At 26.1% G+C, this 25,517-nt stretch carries 16 protein-coding genes and 2 tRNA genes; 11 read left to right on the top strand and 7 right to left on the bottom strand.

Going from position 1 to position 25,517, the window contains the following annotated elements; genetic code table 11:
- The first annotated feature begins 3 nt into the window (after positions 1-3).
- The 3 genes from BRE_RS03255 to BRE_RS03245 are packed head-to-tail and all read left to right on the top strand — an operon-like array spanning position 4 to position 2,675.
- Positions 4-807, top strand: a complete 804-nt coding sequence (locus BRE_RS03255) for an ABC transporter permease (protein WP_012539055.1) — start codon at positions 4-6, stop codon at positions 805-807.
- A gap of 9 nt (positions 808-816) precedes the next feature.
- Positions 817-1,608, top strand: coding sequence for an ABC transporter permease (locus tag BRE_RS03250; RefSeq protein WP_012539054.1), 792 nt, complete (start codon positions 817-819; stop codon positions 1,606-1,608).
- A gap of 17 nt (positions 1,609-1,625) precedes the next feature.
- Positions 1,626-2,675, top strand: a complete 1,050-nt coding sequence (locus BRE_RS03245; protein ID WP_041178145.1) for an ABC transporter substrate-binding protein — start codon at positions 1,626-1,628, stop codon at positions 2,673-2,675.
- A 31-nt stretch (positions 2,676-2,706) separates the two neighbouring features.
- Here the strand turns inward: BRE_RS03245 and BRE_RS03240 are convergent, their stop codons facing one another.
- Positions 2,707-4,032: a Na+/H+ antiporter NhaC family protein gene (locus tag BRE_RS03240; protein WP_012539052.1), complete on the bottom strand. Its 1,326-nt coding sequence runs from the start codon at positions 4,030-4,032 to the stop codon at positions 2,707-2,709.
- 924 nt (positions 4,033-4,956) lie between these two features.
- A complete protein-coding gene (zwf, locus tag BRE_RS03235) occupies positions 4,957-6,390 on the bottom strand; it encodes a glucose-6-phosphate dehydrogenase (RefSeq protein WP_012539051.1) in 1,434 nt (477 codons plus the stop codon).
- A 170-nt stretch (positions 6,391-6,560) separates the two neighbouring features.
- Here zwf and BRE_RS03230 point away from each other — a divergent pair, with 170 nt between their 5' ends.
- From BRE_RS03230 to BRE_RS03210, 5 genes are all read left to right on the top strand, one after another.
- Positions 6,561-8,006, top strand: a complete 1,446-nt coding sequence (locus tag BRE_RS03230; protein ID WP_012539050.1) for a nicotinate phosphoribosyltransferase — start codon at positions 6,561-6,563, stop codon at positions 8,004-8,006.
- A 4-nt stretch (positions 8,007-8,010) separates the two neighbouring features.
- Entirely contained in the window at positions 8,011-11,223 is a 3,213-nt protein-coding gene (locus tag BRE_RS03225; protein ID WP_012539049.1) for a PD-(D/E)XK nuclease family protein, read from the top strand.
- A gap of 6 nt (positions 11,224-11,229) precedes the next feature.
- A complete protein-coding gene (gene recB, locus BRE_RS03220) occupies positions 11,230-14,673 on the top strand; it encodes an exodeoxyribonuclease V subunit beta (protein WP_012539048.1) in 3,444 nt (1,147 codons plus the stop codon).
- A gap of 8 nt (positions 14,674-14,681) precedes the next feature.
- A complete protein-coding gene (recD, locus tag BRE_RS03215; RefSeq protein ID WP_012539047.1) occupies positions 14,682-16,508 on the top strand; it encodes an exodeoxyribonuclease V subunit alpha in 1,827 nt (608 codons plus the stop codon).
- A 47-nt stretch (positions 16,509-16,555) separates the two neighbouring features.
- A tRNA-Asp gene (locus BRE_RS03210) sits at positions 16,556-16,629 on the top strand.
- Between the two features lie 71 nt (positions 16,630-16,700).
- Here BRE_RS03210 and pfkB read toward each other — a convergent pair.
- Complete coding sequence (gene pfkB / locus BRE_RS03205; RefSeq protein WP_012539046.1) at positions 16,701-17,618, bottom strand: 1-phosphofructokinase; 918 nt, start codon at positions 17,616-17,618, stop codon at positions 16,701-16,703.
- 154 nt (positions 17,619-17,772) lie between these two features.
- Here pfkB and BRE_RS03200 point away from each other — a divergent pair, with 154 nt between their 5' ends.
- Positions 17,773-19,632, top strand: a complete 1,860-nt coding sequence (locus BRE_RS03200) for a fructose-specific PTS transporter subunit EIIC (protein WP_012539045.1) — start codon at positions 17,773-17,775, stop codon at positions 19,630-19,632.
- Positions 19,633-19,675: 43 nt separating this feature from the next.
- Here the strand turns inward: BRE_RS03200 and BRE_RS03195 are convergent, their stop codons facing one another.
- Positions 19,676-20,401, bottom strand: a complete 726-nt coding sequence (locus BRE_RS03195) for a hypothetical protein (RefSeq protein ID WP_012539044.1) — start codon at positions 20,399-20,401, stop codon at positions 19,676-19,678.
- Positions 20,402-20,504: 103 nt separating this feature from the next.
- Between BRE_RS03195 and BRE_RS03190 the strand changes: the two genes are divergently transcribed.
- Positions 20,505-21,773: a M18 family aminopeptidase gene (locus tag BRE_RS03190; protein WP_012539043.1), complete on the top strand. Its 1,269-nt coding sequence runs from the start codon at positions 20,505-20,507 to the stop codon at positions 21,771-21,773.
- 3 nt (positions 21,774-21,776) lie between these two features.
- Positions 21,777-22,310, top strand: coding sequence for a ribonuclease M5 (gene rnmV / locus BRE_RS05990; RefSeq protein ID WP_081434519.1), 534 nt, complete (start codon positions 21,777-21,779; stop codon positions 22,308-22,310).
- Positions 22,311-22,315: 5 nt separating this feature from the next.
- Here the strand turns inward: rnmV and BRE_RS03185 are convergent.
- The 3 genes from BRE_RS03185 to BRE_RS03175 all read right to left on the bottom strand — a co-directional run bounded on the left by BRE_RS03185 (position 22,316) and on the right by BRE_RS03175 (position 25,460).
- Positions 22,316-22,387 (bottom strand) — tRNA-Asn (locus BRE_RS03185).
- Positions 22,388-22,462: 75 nt separating this feature from the next.
- Entirely contained in the window at positions 22,463-24,541 is a 2,079-nt protein-coding gene (locus BRE_RS03180; protein ID WP_041178200.1) for a LysM peptidoglycan-binding domain-containing protein, read from the bottom strand.
- Entirely contained in the window at positions 24,498-25,460 is a 963-nt protein-coding gene (locus tag BRE_RS03175; RefSeq protein WP_012539041.1) for a hypothetical protein, read from the bottom strand. The genes BRE_RS03180 and BRE_RS03175 overlap by 44 nt, the downstream gene beginning before the upstream one ends.
- Positions 25,461-25,517 lie beyond the last annotated feature (57 nt).

Here is a 25,517-nt window from a genome sequence, read left to right as displayed (position 1 = left end):
AGTATGAATAAAATAATGTTAAAATTATATAGTCTCTTCTTATTAATCTTCATTATCTTCCCACTAGTCATAATAATAACTCTAGGGTTTCTTAATGAAAGAAACGAATTTACATTTGCAAATTTTATAAGATTATTAGAACCAAGTTACTTAAGAATTTTTTCAAGAAGTATAAATTTTGCATTAATTACAACAATTTTTTGCATATTAATTGGATATCCTACAGCATGGTTTATATCTATGTCAAAAAAAAGTACTCAAAACAATTTAATTATAATGATAATACTCCCTATGTGGATTAATACCCTACTTAGAAGTTATGCTTGGATTAGAATACTTGGAAAAAATGGCATTATCAATAATTTATTTATAGCAATGGGATTTAAACCCATGGATTTACTTTACAATGAAAAAGCTGTAATAATTGGTATGATATACAATTTTTTACCATTTATGATTTTACCAATATATATAGGGCTCTCAAAAATAAAATATGAATACATCGAAGCAGCAAGGGACCTAGGAGCTAGGATGTGGCAAATATTAATCTATATCAAAATACCGTTAACATTATCATATCTTGCTACAGGAATAATAATGGTATTTATTCCTTCAATCACAGTGTTCATTATCTCAGATCTTCTAGGAGGTTCTAAACAAATTTTACTTGGAAATTTAATTGAAAAACAATTTTTATTTGTACCAGATTGGAATACAGGATCTGCTATATCATTTATTTTAATGATAGTCATAGTAATATTTAATTTAACAATAATTAAATTAATGCAAAAAACAGAAAAAATATGAGGTATTAACATGCTTAAAATATTAAAAAATACTTTTTTATTTTTGACACTTAGCTTTATTTATGCTCCCATAATAATTTTAATAATTTATTCTTTCAACTCAGGAGACAATGGATTTTTTTTTGAAGGATTTAGCTTAAAATGGTACAAAGAAGTATTTGCATCAAAACAAATAAAAATTGTTATATATAATACCTTGCTGGTAGCAATAATATCATCTTTAATTTCTATTATAATTGGAATTTTGGGAGCCTACAGTATCTATAAAATAAAAAATAAAAAAATAAAAACTATACTCCTATCAATAAATAAAATACCAATAATCAATCCTGACATTGTAACAGGAATTAGTTTAATGACATTTTATTCTTTAATCAAAATACAACTAGGATTCTCTACAATGTTAATGTCACATATAATCTTTTCAACACCTTATATAATAATAATAATTCTACCCAAGCTATATTCTCTCTCAGACAATATCATTGATGCAGCTCGTGACTTAGGAGCATCAGAAACCCAAATTTTTACAAACATAATACTCCCAGAAATACTTGGAAGTATAGCAACAGGGGGACTTATTGCATTTACGTTATCAGTTGATGATTTTTTAATATCATTTTTTACAACAGGGCAAGGATTTAATAATTTATCAATATTAATAAATTCTTTAACTAAAAGAGGAATCAAACCCATAATTAATGCCATTTCCTCCATACTATTTTTCGTAATACTTAGTCTTTTATTCATTATCAATAAATACGTAGGAATTAAAAAATTAACGGTAGATACAGAAATTTAATTAAAAGGAGTTTGATTTTGAAAAAAGTTTTAATACTTATAATAATTTTAATTATTGTGTCTTGTTCCTCACAAAAAAAACAAAATGTTCTGAATATCCTTAACTGGGCAGAATATATTGATGAAAATTTATTAGCTCAATTTGAAAAAGAACATAATGTAAAAATAAATTATGACTGTTTCAACAATACGGAAGAAATGATGGCAAAATTTAATAACACAAAAAATTATTATGACATCATAGTTCCATCAGAATATCTTATTGGCGATTTAAGAGATGAAAACAAAATTGAACTTTTAGATCATTCAAAACTACCAAATGTAAAAAAAAATATACTAGATGAATTAAAAAACCTAGAATATGACCCTGGAAACCTTTATTCCGTGCCTATTTTTTGGGGAGTACTAGGAATACTTTATCATAAAAATAAAATTGATATAAATGATATGAATGAATTTGATATATTATTTAATGAAAAATATAAAAAAGAAATTGCAATGTTAGATTCTCCAAAAGAAAATATCGGGGTTGCACTTAAAAAACTTGGTTATTCATTAAATGAGCACAGCATACCTATCATAAAAGAAGCTGAAAAACTACTAAAAAACCAAGTCTCCTTAGTAGTAGGCTATTTCTCAGATATTGCTGCAAAATCACTAATGCTAAACGGTGAAGCATCTATTCAACTAACATGGGGCGGAGAAGCCATAGATGCTATGCTTAAAGATCCAAATTTAGATTTTTACACACCTAATAGTACAAATCTTTGGTTTGATGTCCTTGCAATTCCATCAGACGCACCCAACAAAGAGCTTGCTTATAAATTCATAAATTTTCTTTATGAAAACGAAGCATCTTATGCTAACTTTGAAGAAACAAAATATAATTCTCCAAATAAAAATGTTCTTAAAAGACTAAAATCAGAAGCAACAAATAAACCTGAAATGAAGCTATATTTAGATGATAGATTTGTTCCAAAAAATTTTTCAAAACATGAAGTATTTAAAAGAATATCTAAAAAAGTGAAAGAAGAACAAATGAGAATATATGTAGAAATATCATCTTAACATAGGCACTTTAAAAAAGTGCCTATTAAATTTAAAAACTGATTTTTTTCAATTTAAAAAAGGCTATAGAAAAAATAATAATAATACCTAAAAAAACCTGATAAAACAAAAATGGCATAATATCAAGTGGAGATATGGCTCCCTTTGCAATATTCATAACACTTATCATATGCATTCCATATGGCAACGCACCAATTAAAGCACAAGAAGAAATTGAAAGCAATGCCGCACAACGTTTAGGGCAAACAGAATTGGCCTCAGATATTCCCTTAGTAACAGTCCCATTAACTAAAATTGCAAGACCACTATTTGATAAAAATCCTGTTACCATAATTATTAAAAAAGTAATTGTAAATTCAGCACTTCTTCTACATCTAGCTAAATATTTTAATTTGGTTAAAATCCACTCAAAACCTCCATGATTAATAGTCATATAAGAAATTCCACCTGTAAAAATAACAATAATAAGCATCTCACTTAAATCCAAAAGTCCTTCATTAATCTTTTGAGCCATTAAAAGCAAAGTTAAATCACCATTAACAATGCCAATAAATCCAGCAATCAATATTCCAAAAAATAAAACTAAAAAAACATCTACTCCTAAGAATGCAAAAATCATAACAAAAAGATAAGGAATTACTTTAAAATAATTTATATCACCAAGTTCAAACTCAACACCAATACCACTCATATAAGAACCTAAAATAGCAAATGCTACAGTTGATAAAATAGATGCAGGAAATGTAAAAAAAACACCATTTCTAAAAACATCTATAATTTTGACTCCCTGGGTACGACTTGCAATAATAGTTGTATCTGATATTAAAGACATACTATCACCAAAAGCACCACCTCCAAGAACAGCTCCTGCAACCACTGGCAATGGAATGCCGCTCTTATCCGCTATCTCAAATCCAATTGGGGTAATAGCAACAACAGTTCCAAGAAAACTACCAGTTGCCGTAGAGAGGAAAAGACATATTAAAAATATTCCAGCTACTAATAAATTGGCAGGTATATATTTAAGACCAATATTTGCCACAGTTTCAACGCTACCTATTTCTTTACAAACAGCAGAAAAAGCACCTGAAATCATAAATATAAAAGATATAAATATAATATCATTCTGTGCACACCCTTCAACAAATTCATTCAATTTATCTATAAATGAACCTTTAAATAAAAGAAATGCCGTGACAACAGCTAATAACATAGCAATTATTGGTGGCATTTGATAAAAAGCCATCTCTACACCTTGAATCTCTAAAACTATTCCTGTTCCTACATACAGAACAATAAAAACAAGAAAAGGAACAAGCCCAAAAAAGTTTGGTTTTATATGACTATCTGTGTTCATTTTAACCCCCTATATAATCCACAAATTGATGTAAATTACTATTTAGATCTCTTTCTTTTTTAATTTTAAGAAACCTCAATAAATTTAATTTTTAGTAAAAAATCAAAAAATATCTTTATCTATCTCAAAATAAACTATAAGTAAAATCATAAAAACAATTAATAAATAAAACTATAATTACCTAATAAAAATTTGAGACCTGTAAAATGCAAATAAACACTTCTTAGAAAGAATAACTCATATCAATAAGAAATATTATCAATAAATATCACCACCTTGTCTTCTTACTACAAACATGTTAACAAATAAGAAAATATTATCTCACTATAACAAAACAAAATGATCATTATACAAACCTTGTCAAGTCACCATCCCATCCTCAATCTTAACAATTTACTCTAATCATTTATTTATTCATCATAATAAAAGTTTGCCATTCAATAACATCTAGATCCATAACTCAGACTTACAACGTTTCCTCTAGCTAATTTGCATAAGCTTGCATAAGATATAAAGGATCACAAATCTATACCAAATTTCAATATATCTATAAATATTTCCCTGCAATATCTCCCATCTAAGAAAAAGTAAAACAAATAATTCAAACATGAATAAAAACAATTCATATGAAATTAATATATATCTTAAGATTAAAGGTATTAAAGAATTACAATAATACCCATTTTGATAAAGAATCAAAATTTAACAAAACTACACTTAACTTCATAATCAATAAACCCTAATCAAATCCTAAAACCAAATAATAAACTCTAGATATATATTTCTAATATTATAGCATAAAACAAAATATTAATGGGCTTTAATTGAAAAATTCATATTAAATCTAAAAATTAATGCAAAAAAGAGAATAAATTAAATTTATATAAAATTATTACTTTACATAAGATTAAATACCATATATAATTACATTTTGCGCCAAAAATGATCCTTTTCCAATATCAAATTGGCTTCAATTGGTCCTTCAGATCCATAAAAATAATCCATATTCTCTATATTTCCCCATTTATCAAGAATATCTGATACAAATTCCCAAGAACTATCAATCTCATCATTACGAGCGTACAAAGTTCTATCACCTAAAAAGGCATCAAAAAGTAATCTCTCATAAGACTCACCAAAAAATTTATTAAATGAAGCATGATAAGAAAATTCCATATTAGCTTCTTGAATTTCATAATTATAACCTGGTTTTTTAGTATTAAATTTAATTTCAATTCCATCTCTCGGTTGTATTCTAAAAACCAAAGCATTTGCAAGATTAGATAGTCCAGTATTAAAAATAGTAAAATTAGGTTTTTTAAACTGAATATATATCTCTGAAAATTTCCTAACAAGTGCTTTTCCTGTTCTAATATAAAAAGGAACACCAGACCAACGCCAATTATCAATAAATAATTTCATAGCCAAATAGGTTTCCGTATCTGAATTACACAAAAAATTAGCTTCTTTCCTATATCCCTTTCTAGAAACACCTTGTACTTTAGAACACACATATTGACCTTTAATAATATTATCTTTCATAGTATCTTGATTAAACTTTCTTAAACTTTTCAAAACTTTAACCTTTTCATCATGAATAAAATCAGCATTAAATCCAATAGGGGGTTCCATAGCAATAAGACTTAAGAGCTGCAAAATATGATTTTGAACCATATCCCTTAATGCTCCAACAGAATCATAATATTCAGCCCTACCATCAATACCAACTTCTTCTGCTACTGTAATTTGAACAAAATCTACATAACGATTATTCCAAATATTCTCAAAAATAGAATTCCCAAATCTAAATGTAAAAATATTCTGAACTGTTTCTTTCCCTAAATAATGATCTATTCTATAGATTTGCTCTTCTTTAAATACAGAATAGAGAAGAGAATTTAAAAACCTAGCAGTATCAAGATCACTGCCAAAAGGTTTCTCAAGAATAATCTTAGATAAATATGAAGTATCATCACATAAATACAACTTTAAATTTTCAATTATCGATTCATAAAATTCAGGAGATGTTGCAAGATAATATATTTTCTCTCTATTACTCAAAAGAGATAATAATTTTAAATAAGCATTTTTATCTCTAAAATCTCCTGATAAATAAATAACAAATTGTAAAAAATTATCAACCAAAGCAGTAAACTCTTCTTGCCACAAAGCGTCCTTAATATAATTTTTAATTTCTTCATCGGTAAAATTTTTTCGTGCAAATCCAATAATTCTAAAATTACTAATATAACCATCTTTATATAAATTAAAAAGCGAAGGAATAAGTTTTTTTCTAGCCAAATTACCAGTAACACCAAAAATTACAACATCAAAATTAGATACATTCTTTCCACTCATAAAACAGCTCCAACAAGTAATTATACTATTATTGCTATATTAAAAACCATTTAAATAATCCCATTTTAGATACTAATAATTTATTTACTTTTAATCTAACCAAAAAGTTGATTAAAATAGACAGTATAAAACACACAAATCAAATATCTCTTGGTGTATAATGTAAAACAATGAATAATTTATCACTCTTTACAGACTTTTATGAACTATCAATGATGAATGCTTACTTTACAAAAAATATCAATCCAAAAGCAAAATTTGAAATGTTTTTCAGAAAAACACCATTTAATAATGGATATATAATTTTATCAGGAATCCACACACTAATTAATATCTTAAAAGAATTACACTTTAACAAAGAAGAGATTGAATACCTAGAAAACCTTAACTATTTTGATAAAAAATTTTTAGAATATCTAAAAACATTTAAATTAAATATAAAAATAAATTCAATTGCAGAAGGGAAAATTGTTTTTCCTCATGAACCCATACTAATCATTGAAGGAAACTTAATTGAACTTTTACTAATAGAAGGACTAGTATTAAATACAATAAACTTTGAAAGCTTAATTGCAACAAAAACAGCAAGAATTAAAGAAGCTGGTGCTCAAAATCTAGCAGAACTTGGACTTAGAAGAGCACAAGGAATTAATGGCGCACTCTCAGCAAGCAAAGCTGCTTATATAGGAGGTGCTAATTTTACAAGTAATGTGCTTGCAGGATATAAATATAATATTCCTATAATTGGCACAATGGCTCATAGTTGGGTAATGAGTTTCCCAAACGAAGAAGAAGCTTTTTGGGAATATGCAAAAACATATCCAAATAATGTCAATTTATTAATTGATACCTATGACACTCTAAAAAGCGGACTTAAGAACGCAATAAAAATTTTTAAACAATTACAAAATCAAGGGAAAAAAAATTTTTCTGTTAGAATTGACAGTGGAGATCTTGAATATTTAAGCAAAGAAGTTAGAAGAAAACTTAATGAAAATGAACTATTTGATGTAAAGATTATAATATCAAATGAACTTGACGAAGAAATTATTATGTATCTAAATTCAATTCATGCTCCCATTGACTGTTGGGGAGTTGGAACAAATTTGGTTACAGCAAAAGGAGAATCTAATCTTTCGGGAGTATATAAAATGATATCTATTCAACAAAATGGCAAATTTATCCCCAAAATGAAAATATCAAATAACATTGATAAAGCAACACTACCTTCTCAAAAAGGAGTTGTTAGAATATATTCAAACAACCAAATGATTTTTGACCTAATTTTTTTAAAAGAAGAAGAAGAAGAAATAAAAAAAATTTTAAATTTAAAAAAACAATTTACAATCTTTCATCCTACACAAGATAATACTTTTAAAGAAATAAAAACTTACGATAGTTTCGAATTTTTAATACATACAATTTTTGAAAACGGCAATATCCTCCAACCCGACGAATTAAAATTAGAAAATATAAGGGTAAATGTTCAAAATGATCTTAAAAAAATTGATCATACCTATAAAAGACTCATAAACCCACATATATACAAAGTAAGTATTACTGAAAAATTAAAAAATCTAAAAAACACACTTGCTAAAGCAAATAATATAATATAATTCCATGTACAAGATATATAAAACAAACAAAATAAGTAATATTTACAATAAAGTTAACGAGCTAATTCGAAATGACAATTTATTTAAAAAAGAAACTATTATCCTTGTCAAAAATAACATTTTAAGTGATGAAATCAAAAAATATCTAGCAACCATAAATGGGATTTCCTATAATCTCAATATCAAACACAACACTATTAAAACGATATATAATATTTCAATAGAAAATCCAAATATAAAAAAATTTTTAGAAAACAATACTTTGCTTTTTTATACAGAAACAGAAACATTAGTTTTATACTATATATTAAAAGATAATCAAACACAAAACACCTCACAATTTCAATCAACAAAAAACAGATATGCATTTGCATCAAAAATGATTAACCTATTTCACAAATACTACTCTAAATTTTTATATCTAATTGATACTTGGAGATCAAATAACTTTTTATTTGAAGATAAAAATAAACATTACTATGAGTCAATACAAAAAGAAATATTTGAACAACTATTTGTAAATCAAATCAATATTCTTGATTTACAAGAAAAAATCAAAAAAGAAATAACAAATACCAAACAAGATATTGAAACAAAAAGAATAATAATAATTGGAGAGAGTAGAGAAATTGACAGGAAAATTCTTCACTCTCTGCAACAAATTTTCAACATTACAATATATGAATTAGTACTCAAAGATATAACACAAATTCACTCTAATCTTATAAATGAACTAATACCAATAAAAATCACCAAATTGCAACCAACCATACAACTTACAAAAGAAATTGATATTCAATCATTTAACGAAATAAACTTCTTATCAAGTTTAAAAAATAATATTATTAAAGATACACCTCTATCAAATTTAGACGATAGTTTTAAAATCATACAAGCAAAAACAAAAAAACGAGAAGTAGAAATTTTAATAAATAACATCCTACATTCAACACAAAATAACAATATTAACATAAATGATATAGTGATAACCTATCTTGCAAAAGATATGGACATGTATTTACCATATATCGAAGAACTTTTAAGTAAATACGAACTTGCTTTTACTATTCTAGATTCTCAAGATATCTTAAAGAGCAAAAGCATAATAGCATTAAAACAATTAATGAAATTATTCATCTCAAATAGAGGAACTATTAGTAATTTTAACAGAAAAGAAATAATTGAATTTTTAAGTAACATAAAAGTAATGAATAAATTTAATATTTCAACAAATGAATTAGAATATCTAATCAAATTTAGTGATGCTATGAATATAAATTTTGGCATGAACAAGACACATAAAGAAAAATTATCCTATGACCAAAATTTTTTAAACTCATGGGAAGATGGATTTAATAGATTTTTAATGTCTTTAATCTTTAATGATAAATATGAATGCAACAATTGTAATGAAAATATAAACTTTCAAGATCCAGAATCAATAATAAAATTAATAAGCATAATAAGAAGCCTATATGAAGATATCATGTATTTTAAAGACCAAAAATACACAATACATGAATGGGCAGAAATAATAGATATATTTATAGACAAATATATTAAGCTTGATGACGAAAATAGAATTGATGCATATATAAGTACAAAAATACAATACCTAAAAACTTTTTCAAAAGATGCTAATGAAAATCTTTATAAAGATTACATAATAAAAATCAAAGAAAAAAAAGTTGATTTTTCACTATTTAAAGCAATCTTTGAAGACACCATAACACAAAAAACACATCAATTAAATAATAAAAGTACAGGTATACTTGTAGCAAGCTGTGATAAAATTGAATATCTACAAAAATCCGAAATTCATTTTTTAGGAACTCACGAATTAGACTCAAATATTTATTTTGATAATATGGATTTATTAAATGAATACTATGATTATATAAATCTGGAACAAGAAAATATTTCAAACCTAATTAAAATAATTTTTGCAGCAACACAAAAATTGTATCTTTATTACTCACAAAGCCAATATCTAAATCCAGATATCAATAATCCTAAAATAATAAACAAAATAATAAATCACATCAAAGATACAGGATTAGATATAAAAATCGAAACACACCCAAATGAAAATTATGATCCTGAATATTTTAAATGTAACAAAGCCAATTACCTAATTAACTATGACACAGAAGCTTTTAACATTGCAAAATCACTACAAAAAGGTCAATCTTCAAATTTCAAACAAAAAAGACTTACCTTAAATAAACAAATTACACTTGATATAGAACATATCAATAAAGCCATAACCAATCCATACAAATATTTTTATGAAGAAATACTAAATGTACAAATTAAAGATACAAGTTATATTAATGATATTAAAGAGAAACAAGAAGAACAAATCATTGATATTGATAATTTCAACTATAAACTAATGAGTATAATATCAATACATGAATATATCAAAAATAACACTAACGAACACATATTAGAAAGAATAAATAATATAATCGAAAACCAAATTCAAAGAGGAATAATTCCCATAAACATCAAAAAAACAAAAATAAAAGAAGAATTCATAAGAAAATTATTGCAAATCAAAAATAATATTGATATTAATTTTCAAGATTTTTTTAAAATGCAAAAGGCTGATATTACATTAAATAAAAATATATTTATTGATTTTGAAGATAAAACACTGGAATTCAAATTAAATGGCAAACTTAAAAATATATATAAAATAGACAATCAATATTTTTACATCTATCTAGAAAAAAAAGACTATGGTCAAGACAAAATTATAAAAAAAATAAATCTATACATGCTAGGATTAATGATAAAAACTGCAATTACAAATATAAAATCCATTAAAGAAATAAAAATAAATTACGAAACTTCTAAATTATCAATTGAAAATCAATACACAAATGAAGAAATAAATCATCTAGACATTGAAAATTTATTAAAACAAATAGCATATATTTCAAGCCACCCTACTCCCATTTACAAAGATTTAATACAAAAAAGTTTGCTTAAAATAGAAAACATAAATGAATTACCCATAGCACTAAAAACACAAATAAAATATCAACAAAAAAGTATTAGTATCAACAAAAATATGGAATTCATTCTTAAAGATAAAGACATTACATGGTGTCCATATTACAATCGCTTTAGAGACACTCATGATTTAAATATAGAAGCTAATTTAGAAACATTACTTCAAAATTTTTATGCTAAATTTATTAAGGTATAAAATAATATGAAAGAAATAATAGATAAAATCAAAAACAACGACAAAATATTAATTGAAGCTTCAGCAGGAACTGGAAAAACATATACACTAGAACACATTATCACAAATCTACTTACAACTACAATGTATACTCCAAACGAAATTCTGGTATTAACATTTACAAAAAAAGCAACGGAAGAAATGCATACTAGAATATTAAAATCAATTGAACATATATATCAAAATGCAAAAACAGACAATTTATTAAAAAATATTTATGAACAATCAAACAAAATATTTATATCAACCATAAATAAATTTGCATTATACTCTCTAAACAATTTTCAAATAGAGACAGAAAATTTTTCAAAATACACAGTAAAAGAAAATTTTACATCAGAAATAGACGAAATAATTTATGAATTTTTAAGAAAAGAAAATTCACTCAAAAAAGAATTAAAAATTAAGGATGATGAATTTGAAATTTTCAAATCTAAATTTACAAATACAAAAGACATGATTCAAGCTTTAAGACAAAGTTATAAAAGACACAAGACAGAAGAACTTGGAGATTGGCTAGAAGCTCAAACAACTTTTAAACAAATACTTCAAAATAAAGAAAGATTACTTTGCAATTACAATATAATAATAGATGAATTAGAAGAAATGAGCACAGAAGAAAAAAGGGCTTTCCTCAACAAACATAATCAAGGAATAAAAATATCAGAAATAGAATATAGCCACGCAACGGATATAATACACATTACAGAAATACTTACAAACAATAAATTTTTATGCAAAATAATAGAGGCTAATTTAAAGAAAAATGTTACTCTATCACCCAAAGAATTAAGCATACAAACTTCTCTCATACAACTTAGCAATGAAACAAACACAAATAAAGAAAATAAAAACACACTAAAAAGATTTGTTATTCTCAAAGTTGAATACAAAATACTTCAATATATAGAAAAAGAACTTGAAAATATCATTAATACAACAAACGTAATAGACCAAAAACATATAATGACAAACTTTAAAAAACATTTAGAATCTTCTGAACATAAACTATTAACTTCAATTAAAAATAGACATAAAATCATACTAATAGATGAAGCACAAGACTTAGATCAAACACAAATAAAAATATTTGAATTGCTTAACTCTTGTGGAATCAAAATAGTATTTATAGCTGATCCAAAACAAATAATTTATACATTTAGAAATGCTGATATATCATTTTACAACCAAGGCATAAAAGATAAAATTAAAAAAGATGCAAGGATAACTCTATTAACAAATTACAGATCAAATAAAAAGTTAGTCAAACCTTTAAATATTATGTTTGAACGTATCTATAATAAAACACACACAGATAAAATTGAACAAATAGAATTTGTTCAACTGCAAACTGAACCTAAAAATGACAACAATAAAATCTTTATAAATGATCAAGAAATAAAAGCAATAAATATAATACAAGCTGAAGAAAATGATAATGTATTCCAAAAGACAGCATTAATAATAAAATATTTATTAATAAACGGAAAAATCTATGATAATAATCAACCAAGACAAATTGAAAAATCAGATATAAAAGTACTATGCAGAACAAGCAAAGAAATAAATTTCATAGACAGAGAACTTAAAAAGAATAATATAAAAACTCATAAAACCAAAGAACCTTTTTTTAAAACAAAAGAATTTAACGAAATTTTCTATCTAGTTAAATGTTTAAGTAAAAAGCAAGACTTTAAAACTTTAAATTACGTCTTAACTAGCAAAATGATCAATTTGCCATGGGAACTACATCTCAATTTAATTCAAAATAACAAAATAAAAAATATAGAAGAAGCCATTAGTGACATAATATATTTACTTGAAAATCAAGAAATAACATTAATGCAAGCAATAGATGAAATCATCTCAAAACAAGATTTATGGATCAATCTTGTAAAAGATCTCAATAATGATGAATTCACTAAATTTGCACAATCAAAACAAAATTACAAAGAAAATTTGATAAATGAAAATAAATTTGAAGAACTTCAAAACTATGAATCAAGCCTAAATTTCATTTTAAAAACTTACTATAAAGACAAAAACATAGAATCACTAATTTGTATTCTAGAAGATCTAATACTTGGAAGAGATATTGAAAATATTGAACAATATGAGGAACAAACTAATAATGACAATCAATCCATAGAAATTTTAACCATTCACAAATCAAAAGGTTTGGGTTTTAATATTGTATTTTTAATAGGTGATACTCAAAATAACGATACTCTAATAAAAAAAACAGACATATTTTACAAATATTACTTAAACAATAAAATAAAATATGATTTTTTAAAATTAAAAGAAAATCAACAATTGGCTAAAAATAAAATTTTAAATGAAGAAAAAAACATTTTTTATGTAGGAACAACAAGATCCAAGTTTGCACTATTTATTATCAATCAAGGCACAATAATAAATAAAATGTTAAGATCAGCAGAAATAAATACAATTGATGGAATAAATCTAAATTTTAATATACCTAACCTAAATAACTATAATCAATATAACCAATCAGACATCAATAATGATCAACAAAAAGCAATAACATTAATCCCTCCACCACCAATAAATAAATATCTATTTAGACAAGAATATATACATAGCTATACAAGTCTTACATCAAGCTATAATACTGTAAATCAAAATATAACAGATGATGAAACTTATGATAATGACGCAATTCACAACAAAAATACACTTCCAAAGGGAAAAGATATTGGAAATATTTTACATGAAATAATGAAAGACATAAATTTTAATGATGCAAAAGACAGTTTAAGCAATTTTAAAAAAAACAATAGCATGCTTGTACAACAAAAAATAGAATATTTCAATTCAAAATTAAATACACCTATGATACAAGAACTACTGATAAAGATGATTTATAATATGCTAAATAAAAAAATTAATTTTATTGATACAAAATTATGTGAAATTCAAGAATTACAAAAAGAAATGGAATTTTTAATCAAAATAAATACAAAAATTTATAAACAAATGTCCCTATTCAAACAATATAATAGATTAGATTTTATGTTAAATAACGGATATATAAAAGGAATTATTGACCTAATATTTAAAATAAACAATAAAATATATATTTTAGATTATAAAACAAACTATCTGGGAGAAAATCTGCAAGATTATCGATTATCCCACTTAACAAAAAAAATGAAACAAGAAAATTATGACTTGCAGTACAAAATCTATACATTAGGAATAAAAAAAATACTCTTTAAAAATAAAGAAGAATATGAAAAACATTTTGGGGGAGTAATATATCTCTTTACAAGAGCATTTCAAGAAGACATTCAAACACAAGATCAAACACAAAATGGAATTTACTCTACCATACCAAATTTTCAAGAAATAGAATTAGAACAAATATATTTACAACTAAAACATTAAAGGAACATATGAGAAATTATTTAGTCTTAAGAGAATTCCTACAAGAAGAGCAAAAAAACTACTTAAATCCAGAACTCAAAATTTATGAAATAATTGAAATTTTAAATATAAATGTAGAACAATATTACAAATCACATTTACTTACAAAAAAAATACAAAATGACAAATATGAAGAACTTACCATTTTTTTAATATTCATATTTAATTACTTCTCTAAAGGACACTTAAGAGCAAATATTGATCTACTAATACAAGATATTCAAAACACAATCAACTGTGCTTCACTCGAATTAGAAGAAGAAAATCAACACTATCAAAAATCAACACACATATTACAAGAACTTACAAAATTTTCAAAAGAAACTAAAATAAAAGAAATGATCTTATATTTAGAAAAAAATAATATAATAAAAAATTACAATCAAAATGAAAAAATAACAACTCCTTTAATATTAGAAAATAATATTTACATTTACACTCAAAAAAATTTTAGAGAAGAAGAAGAATTAATAAAACAAATAGACAAAAGACTTAAGAACAATAAAACAGAAATAAGTGATGATAGAATACAGAACATCATGGATCACTTAAATATTACAAATTTAAGTAAAGAACAAATAAACTCAATTAAAAAAGCTTTAAAAAGTAATTTTTTTATACTAAGTGGTGGACCAGGAACAGGCAAAACAACAACAATTAACTATATTCTCAAAGCAATTGACATACATTTAGATTGTAAACAAAACGTAGCTCTTGTAGCACCAACCGGAAAAGCAAGTCAAAAATTGAAATCAAGTATTAAAGAATCATTTAAAAACCTTGAAACACAACATAGCACAATACAAAAACTATTAAAAATGTCATTCATAAATAAAGACGACAAATATGATGAGAATAATCCCTTAGAATTCGAAATAATTATAATAGATGAAGCATCTATGATAGATGCAAATACCTTTTTAAGATTATTAAAAGCATTAAAGACAAATACAAAAATTATAATAACAGGGGATAAAAACCAACTTCCATCAATAGCTGGAGGAAATGTGTATTCCAGCCTTACAAAAATAAAAAAAATAAATGATGATAGTGTAGAAATACTGAAAAAAAATTTTAGAAGCAATAATGAAATAAATTTATTAGCCAAAGCAATATATAAAGAAGATATGGACTTAATTGAAACTCAATTTAATGATAGCAAAAACATAATTCTAAAAAACCTAAATAAAATAAATATTGAAAATGAATTATTAAAACATACAAAAAAATTATACAATAACATTCCTAATTTCAATCTTAACTCGTTAAATGACAAAGAAATTGAATCAATAATTCATACACTGCTTAGTAACACAATTTTATGTTCAAAAAATCTTGGAAAATTTGGCACACAAAAAATAAATGAAATAATTAAATTATATTTAAAAAAATTATATGGAAATTTAATTGGACAAATAATTTTAATTACTCAAAATGATTATAAAAATGACCTATTTAATGGGGAGAGAGGAATACTTTTTAAAGAAAATTCTAAAATTTATGCTCTATTTAAAAGAGAAAATGAAAAATACAAAAAAATAAACTTTAACTTAATAAATAAATATGAACTGAGCTTTGCAACGACAATACATAAAAGCCAGGGCTCTGAATACCAACACATACAAATTATAATAGAAAATCACCCTTTCTTAACAAAAGAATTACTCTACACTGCAATAACAAGAGCTAGAGAAAGTATAGAAATAATATCAAACAAAGAGATAATTAAAAATGTCAGTTTAAAGAAAATCAATAGAGACTCCAAAATTACAGAATACATAAACACGTTAAAATAAATTGACAAATAAAAAGAAAAACAATATAATCATAAGGTATTGCATTTGGGGGTGTAGTTCAGCTGGTTAGAATGCCTGCCTGTCACGCAGGAGGTCGCGGGTTCGAGTCCCGTCGCTCCCGATAATGGATTTCTAAAGCACAAAAACTTTAACAAAGATCGTATAAAAAATTAATGTTTATGAATGCTTAAATTAATCTAAAGAAATCTTTTCAAGATTTATCTTGCTTAAGATAGCCTTAACATCATCCAAATTGCAAAGTTGTCCCTTAAATGCTGTTGCGGTACCTGATGTAACTGCAAACTTAAAAGAATCGCCAAAAGAATGTCCCTTGTGATAAGCATATACAAATCCAGCAACAACAGAATCTCCTGCACCAATAGTACTCAAAGAATCAATTTTAGGCACACTAGCTATATAAACATCCTGATTATTTATAAAAATAGCCCCCTCACCTCCCATTGAGATTATGATATTTTGAACACCCTTTTCTACAAGTTTATGGCCAACATTAATTAAATCTTTATCAGAAGTCACATTTATACCCAAAAGTTCTTTAAGTTCATTAATATTTGGCTTTATCAAAAAAGGCTTAATTTTTATAATTTCTTGTAATGCAGGACCACTAGTATCAACAATAACCCTCAAATTACTTGACAAATTCTCAACTATCTCATTATAAGCTCTAAATCCAAGTGAACTTGGAATACTCCCAGACATAACTAAAATACCCACATCTAACTCTTTCAACTTCACAATTAAAGATCCAAAATCTTTCTCAAGAATAACAGGCGAATTACCATTAATTTCTGTTTCTTTTCCATATGACATCATTTTAATATTAATTCTAGTATTGTCAGATATATTAACGAAATTATGTCTTATTTTCATTAAATTAAGATAGCTCTTTATATAATCACCTGTAAAACCACCCAAAAATCCAAAAGCAATACTTTCCATTTGAAAATTTTTAAGCACATTACTTACATTTATTCCCTTTCCTCCAGCAAGAAAACTACTCTCAACAACATGATTAAGATGCTCCTGCTGAAACCCTTCTACAACTATCTTATAATCAATAGCAGGATTAAGCGTAAGAGTATATATCAATTAAGTCTCCTTTATTATTAAGTTGTTTAATTGTATTACTTAATTAATTAAGTAATACAATTAAACAACTTAACATATTATAATTATATGATATAATTGTAATATATAATTTCTATTATAATAGGAATTATACACTATATCAAGGAGCTTCCCTATGCAAGATTTATTTTCTAAAAAATTAATATTATTGAATTACGAAGCCAAAAGCAAAGATGACATAATTGAAAAAATGGCCGACATGCTAAATGAAAATGGATACCTAAGAAACAAAGAAAATTTTATAAAAGATATTAAAAAACGAGAAGAAATAAGCGGAACGGGTCTTGAAGAATATATTGCAATGCCCCATGCAAAAGGCAATTTTGTTGAAAAACATGGAATAGCAATATTAAGAGTTAAAGACAAAGGATTTGACTTTGGTGCTGCTGACTTAAAACCCTCAAAACTATTTTTTATGATAGCTGTTCCTGAAAATACAACTGGTAATGACCATATTAAAACAATTTCTTATCTTAATAACATATTTAATAACGACATCCTAAGACAAGAAATTATGAATACAAACGACAAAAATAGATTTTTAGAAATTATTTTAAATACTCCTAACAGTGATACAATAATGAATAAAACGAACCTTGAAAATTTTATTTTAGCAGTAACTGCATGTCCCACAGGAATTGCCCATACATATATGGCAGCCGATAGCTTAAAAAGAGCAGCAAACGAATTAAACGTCGAAATTAAAATAGAAACTAATGGCTCTAGTGGAATTGAAAATCCAATAAACGAAAAAGATATCAAAAAAGCAAAAGGAATCATTATTGCATCTGGTAAAGCCGTTAATAAAACAAGATTTAATGGTAAACCACTAATTGAAGTAGGGGTTAAAGACGGTATACACAAGGCAAAAGAACTCATTCAAGATATCATCAATAACAAAGCAAAAATCTATAGAAGCAACACATCACAAAAAACAGAAAGCTCAATAACAAATAATACAAGTAATACGGAAATATATAAACACTTAATGAATGGTGTATCTTTCATGCTTCCATTTGTAGTATCTGGAGGAATAATAATTGCAATATCATTCATGTTTGGTATTAAAGCTTTTGACCCAACCGATCCAAATTACAATAAAATAGCAGATATTTTAATGCAAATTGGTGATGGTAATGCTTTCTTCCTAATGATTCCAATACTTGCTGGTTACATTTCATTTAGTATAGCAGAACGCCCTGGTCTTGCACCTGGAATGATTACAGGACTAATGATGAGTAAAGGAAATGCAGGATTTCTAGGGGGAATATTAGCAGGGTTTATTGCAGGATATGTTACTTTAACAATAAAATCAATAAGTCAAAAAATAATACCAAAAAACATAAGCAGTATTAATCCTGTCTTAACTTATCCATTTTTCTCAGTACTAATAGCTGGATTTTTAACATATATATTATTAACACCAATTGCATATCTTAATTCGTCTATAACAAATATGTTAAATTCACTAAGTGGAACAAATATGGCATTACTAGGTGCATTACTTGGAGGAATGATGGCAATAGACATGGGTGGACCGGTAAACAAAGCAGCTTATGCATTTGGAATTGCAATGATAACTGCAGAAAACTATATTCCTCACGCAAGCGTAATGGCAGGAGGAATGATTCCCCCAATAGGAATTGCACTTGCAACCAGCATTTTTAAGAACAAGTTTTCACAAGAAGAACATGAAGCTGGCAAAGTTTGTTATGTTTTAGGAGCATGCTTTATAACAGAAGCCATAATTCCTTTTGCAGCATCAGATCCTCTAAAAGTAATACCTGCTTGCATAATAGGTTCATCTATTGGAGGTTTTCTATCTGCATTATTTCAAGTAAAACTTATGGCTCCACATGGAGGTATTTTTATTCTACCAATAATAACTAATCCATTAATGTGGATAGTATCAATCCTAATTGGAAGTTTAATAACAGGAGTATTAATAGGATTTATGAAAAGAGATAAGAAATAATTCTTATCTCTCATTTATATTTGAAATAAACATTTCAACAAAATTAATAAACTAATCTCAACTTTATTGGTTTTTGAAGACTTACAGTCTTAATCATATCTAAATTAAGTTCTAAGGTATTTGAATTAATTTGATTAAATCCAAGCTGTTCTTGAATTTTTCTTGATGTCTTAATTTTAATTTTAAAGTTAGAATTATCAATCAGAGCACTTGCATTATCAGTAAAATCTGATAAAAAATACATCAACACATCTCTATATTCTTTTTCAGACATTGGTATTTCTTCTGAAGGCAATAATGCCGCAAGTTCATCATTTATATATTCTTTATTCTCATTAATCACCTTAGTAACATTCTTTAAATTTAAATCAATATCAATAATATTCTTCCCATTTTTATTTTCTATCTTAAACAAAGGCAGATTTTCTTTTGCAAGATAATATCTTGCAACTTTTATCAAACTATCAAACTTAACAACTAATTTCAGAGAATCACCATTTGATTTAATATCTAAAAGTTTTAAACCTATTTTCTCCCCATCATCACGAAAATACTGCTTTATCTCATCAACAGGAAAAAGCGACATCTTGGCAGCATCACCTCCTACAAGAGTTGTAACAAGCTCTCTTCTGATCCTTTCAAATTCTTTATTAACATTAAACACTACCGATATTGTTCCGCTAGCATTATCTTGTAAATCAATTTCTGAAGACGCCGTACAAGCAATAAAGATCAAAGTAAAAAATATCAAGTTATAAAATTTATCCATTTAACAATCTCCTTAGCACATATACACAAACCTATATACATGCACAAGCTATTATAATAAAATATTAAATATTAAAACAATAAAACCAAAGGGGAAAGAACAAATGCATGATGCAACATTAGATATATCACATTTTCAAAATTTACTAGATAAAAGCTTAACACCATACCATCTAATCAATTATATCGAACAAAAATTATTATATTATCTTAATGCCAAAGAACTTAAACTTAATGAAAAATGGAAATTAGAAACGGGATATTATTACATAAAAAAAGAAGGAACAAGTCTTATTGCATTCAATATTAACACCAATAAAATACACGAACCATTTCTAATATCATCAGCCCATTCTGACAGTCCTGCATTAAAACTTAAAATAGAATCTAGCAAAAACGAAGGTAATGTATTCTCTCAACATATTGAAATTTACGGTGGCCCAATAATCTCAACTTGGACTGATAGAGACTTAAGTTTAGCAGGAATTGTATATTTCATGAAAGAAGGAATAATTAATTCACAATTAATCACAATTGACAATATCGGTACTATACCAAATGTAGCGATACACCTAAACAGAAAAGCAAATGAAGGATTTACATACAACACTCATGAAAATATAGTTGTTATAACAAGTTTTAAAAAAAGTATTAAAGAAATTATCCTAGAAAAATTACAAATATCTCAACAAGATTTCTTATCATGTGATTTAATATTCACAGCCTCTGAACCTTCTAAAATTATAGGCAGTGAAGGTGAATTTTTAGCATCAAAAAATCTTGACAACAAATCAGGATGTCATGCCATAATGAATGCATTTGTTCACACAAATAACAAAAAAAACAAAGTGGCTGTATTTTTTGATAATGAAGAAATTGGATCTCTAACGTCTAGAGGAGCTAATTCAACACTACTAACAGAAATTTTAGAAAGAATAGATTATGTCTTAAATTTAGGACAAGAAGAACATATGATCAAACTCCAAAAATCATTTAATATCTCAATGGATGGAGCACATGGAATACATCCAGGATACATATGTAAACATGACCCCTACTACAAAACAAGTCTAGGGAAAGGTGTGGCTATTAAAAGCAATGCCAATTTTAAATATGCAACAACAGCAAATGGATGGGCAAAACTTAAAGCTTTAGCTATAAAAAATAATATTAAAATTCAAGAAATACTAATGAAAGCAGATACAAATTCCGGAAGCACAATTGGTCCAATTGCAAACTCAAAAACAGGTATTGAAACAATAGATATTGGCACTCCAATGTGGGGAATGCACTCTTTAAGAGAAACTATTGCAATATCAGATCACATAGAAGCAATTAAACTTTTAAGAGCATTTTTTGAAAATTGGAATTAAAATCTGAAACACATAAAAGAAATAATTGTAGTTGAAGGCAAAGACGATGCTAAGAAAATAAAAGCTCTATTTAAATGCACTATAATTGAAACTGGTGGGTTATATCTACAAAGAGCAACTATTAATGTCTTAAAAAAAGCAATAGAAACAAATGGTATAATTATTTTTACTGATAGCGACAAAGCAGGAAGTATTATTAGAAAACAAATACTTAAAAGAACAGGTTATTTAAATGATAATAACAAAATTAAGCATGCCCATCTTAAAACTCAAAATCAAGAAGTTGAAATATCTTCTAAATCTGAACTAAAAGAAATTTTACAAAAAATAAGCACCTTTTATAATGAAAAACAAAAAGAAAATTTAAGTTTAAAAGACTTAATAGAACTTGGAATAACAGGACCCCAATCAAAAAAGAAAAGAGAACAAATACAAAAGCATTTTAACTTAGGAAATGGAAATAACAAAAAATTACTTGAAAGACTCAATTACTTTAATATAAAACGAAAAGACATAGAAAAAATAATTTTACAATAAAAAAACTCCCCCAGAAGGACTTGAACCTCCGGCCAAGTGGTTAACAGCCACCTGCTCTACCGCTGAGCTATAGGGGAATGAATACCTAAACATTATGCTAAATTGAAAATCTTTTGTCAAGTAGCCAAATTAATAACAAAAAATTAACAAATCTACAAAATTTTCAAAATGGCATCAGCAAGAATTTTAGAATCTAAATTTCTAAGCTTGGAAGACCTAATCGCCCAAGCTTCTTCATCAAACGCTAAATTTCTAACTTCAACCAACAATTTGGTTTTCACAATATTATTTTTCAACATATAAAGATTTTGTCCTTTAATATAAGGAGATCTTTTAAAATCTGCTGTCATTTTTTCAATAATACTCTTCGAATGAGTATCAAATCCTCCTTCATCCTCAGAATGATAATAAAATCCCATACATCTAGGAGCGCCAACACTATTATCAGCATGCAAACTAATATAAAGCATATCCTCTCTCTTAATATTTCTATATTTATTTACAAATTTATTTACAACAGATAATCTTTTCTTCAAACCTTCCAAAGTACCATTTATCCAAGAATCAACCGTATCTGTCTTATTTAAATCATAATCATTATAAACTTCATTCTTAACATTAACAAAAGTATTATTAGCCGTCACACTATCTCTAATTAAATGATCGGGAGATAAAATTGTCAGTTCAACATTAGCTCCATGTTCTTTAAGATAAACATAAAGCCTTAAAGCAATATCATAAACATATTCATCCTCAACAACAAAAATTTCATTATTAAGTCCATCTTTAGCCTTAACAATAGCACCAGGATCAAGTCCCCCATGTCCAGGATCAATTATTATTAATTTATTTTTTAAACTATTATTTTTAATCGGACGAGATTGAACAAGATTTTCAAAACTTTTAAAAAGCTGACTTGCTTTCTTATATGCATTAAGAGGAGAATGCCAATCCTCTGAATAAAATTCACTTGGCTGGCTTACTTTTTTAGGCTTATACCAATAATAAAAAATTCCATTAAATTCAAAGATAGGTATTTTAGGCTCAAGCACAACTAAAGAACTAATATCAAAGGCATTTCTATGTTCTAATACATTAGAAAAATCCAAATTCAACTTCTTATTCTTGGCAGAAACAACATTTGCAATAGCTTTAACTTTACTCTTAGAATTATCATCATCACCTACAATTCCATCTAAAACTTTATCATCAATAATTGAGCTTTTGCTCTTATCATAAATTTTAAGTTCCTGATTATACACGATATGATTTCCATTTAAATTATTCCAACTTTTTAAATCTTCAAGCAAAATTCCATATTGACGAGCAATACTATATAAGGTCTCACCAACAGACACTTTATGAGATATAAAAGTTTCATTATTTTTAGCCTTTTCCTCCAATTTCAAAACACTAGGAGTTGCTAAATCTGATTCTACCAATCTAGAAACATCTAAAATCGAATCTGCCTTTAAATTTATTGCATTATCTCCATTTAAACGAACAAGATGTTTTGCGGTAACACCATAAATATATGCTATCTTACCAAGTGTCTCCCCCCATCTTACATAATGAAAATGCACATTGCTAGAAGCTTTCTTTAAATATAATTTTTGTCCAATTACCAAATTTTTACTATCTAAAAAATTAAATCGCATAATATCTGAAATACTAATATCAAAATCAACAGAAAGTTTTGAAAGTGAATCACCTCTCTTAACTAAATATGGCTTTAAAAAATCAGGCTCATCTAAATTCAACCTAGAACCAACCTTAAGAATTTTAGAACTTAAATTATTCCAAGCAATCAATTCCTTTTCTTTTACGCCATATTTCTTTGATATATCTTCAATAGTATCCCCAACTTTAACAATATAAATTTTACTATCAGTGCCATATTTAACAACCTTTGCTTTCTGATTATATTTTTTAGTATTAACCTTCTTAGTATTAAGCTTATTTTTAGATTTAGAAGAACTTGGAATAAATAATATACGTCCAATTTTAATATTTTCTGATTTTAAATTATTTGCAATTTTAAGTTCTTTTACTGATACCTTATATTTAATAGAAATTGAATATAAAGTATCTCCTTTGACAACTTCATGCTTAAAATTAGCATACAAATCAATAAAAGTTATTATATATAAAATACTCCAAAACCATTTAATTTTCAAAATAAAAGGCCTAGTATTTCTCCTTAATTCCAGTATTTTGAACAGTATAATCATAAATGATCCAATAATAATCATACTTTTTTAAAAAAAAGGTATATCGCTTGGCAACATAAAAATGACCATCCTCAAAATACACATCAGAGACAACTCTACCCGTAGAATCTGTATAAGAAGTCTCAACAATAGAAAATTTACTTGGAACTTTTGAAATATAAGAATTACCATTATTCCACAAATATTCCTTATATTCTTCAATCATATTGTTAGAACCCGATTTAAGCTCTTGTTTATAAAGATATGATTTATTTTGATCATTTAAAATAAGACTTTCAATATCAATATATAAAAAGAATTTTTCTCTCTCTCCAAGTCGCAATGCTGAAAACAAATATTCAATAACCTTATCAGGAGATAAATTTTCTCGTTTTAAAACATTTTGTACCTCACGATTGGAAGCTAAATTAGAAAAGTCAAATTCTTCTGCAAGATTATCCACTTTAGGTTTCAAAAATAAGGTAATAACATTAGATTCTACACGTTTTTGAGGGTCTGAAATATTTGGGAAAAATACGCCTTTAACAAAGTAAACACCATCTTTATCAAATTGTACAAATTGATTTAAACTCATTACTACAGAAAATCTCTCATTAGGTCTTAAAATCAGAGTTCTAACAGGAATTGCAATATTTTTTGATCTATTTTTTACATATTCAAGTGATCTCTTAACCTTTATATTAGTAGTATCTGTAACATCAAAATCAAAACCAAAAGTATTAACATCTCCTACCTCAAGGGTAATTAAATCATCAGATGAATTACTAAGCAAAACTTCAATAGAAACATTACTATTCACACGATAAATTGATTGATTGAAAAATTTTATCTTAAAATCAAGACCCTTATAATCCCTAGGAAAAAATATCGAAGGAATAATCATAAAAAATATAACAAACAATAGCTTTCTAAATTCCATAAACCCCTCAAAATCTAACTAATATTATACATAACGAAACAGAACATATCTATTAAT

The sequence above is a fragment of the Borrelia recurrentis A1 genome (genome assembly GCF_000019705.1).
Lineage (GTDB): Bacteria > Spirochaetota > Spirochaetia > Borreliales > Borreliaceae > Borrelia > Borrelia duttonii.
Note: the sequence above shows the minus strand (reverse complement) of the source record. Positions and strands in the feature narration are given on the sequence as shown.

Coding starts and splice junctions, on each gene's coding strand:
- BRE_RS03230 (WP_012539050.1), top strand. CDS start 6,561: ATGAATAATTTATCACTCTTTACAGACTTTTATGAACTATCAATGATG.
- BRE_RS03255 (WP_012539055.1), top strand. CDS start 4: ATGAATAAAATAATGTTAAAATTATATAGTCTCTTCTTATTAATCTTC.
- BRE_RS03195 (WP_012539044.1), bottom strand. CDS start 20,401: ATGGATAAATTTTATAACTTGATATTTTTTACTTTGATCTTTATTGCT.
- BRE_RS03250 (WP_012539054.1), top strand. CDS start 817: ATGCTTAAAATATTAAAAAATACTTTTTTATTTTTGACACTTAGCTTT.
- BRE_RS03225 (WP_012539049.1), top strand. CDS start 8,011: ATGTACAAGATATATAAAACAAACAAAATAAGTAATATTTACAATAAA.
- BRE_RS03175 (WP_012539041.1), bottom strand. CDS start 25,460: ATGGAATTTAGAAAGCTATTGTTTGTTATATTTTTTATGATTATTCCT.
- BRE_RS03190 (WP_012539043.1), top strand. CDS start 20,505: ATGCATGATGCAACATTAGATATATCACATTTTCAAAATTTACTAGAT.
- zwf (WP_012539051.1), bottom strand. CDS start 6,390: ATGAGTGGAAAGAATGTATCTAATTTTGATGTTGTAATTTTTGGTGTT.
- BRE_RS03200 (WP_012539045.1), top strand. CDS start 17,773: ATGCAAGATTTATTTTCTAAAAAATTAATATTATTGAATTACGAAGCC.
- recD (WP_012539047.1), top strand. CDS start 14,682: ATGAGAAATTATTTAGTCTTAAGAGAATTCCTACAAGAAGAGCAAAAA.
- BRE_RS03180 (WP_041178200.1), bottom strand. CDS start 24,541: ATGATTATACTGTTCAAAATACTGGAATTAAGGAGAAATACTAGGCCT.
- BRE_RS03240 (WP_012539052.1), bottom strand. CDS start 4,032: ATGAACACAGATAGTCATATAAAACCAAACTTTTTTGGGCTTGTTCCT.
- recB (WP_012539048.1), top strand. CDS start 11,230: ATGAAAGAAATAATAGATAAAATCAAAAACAACGACAAAATATTAATT.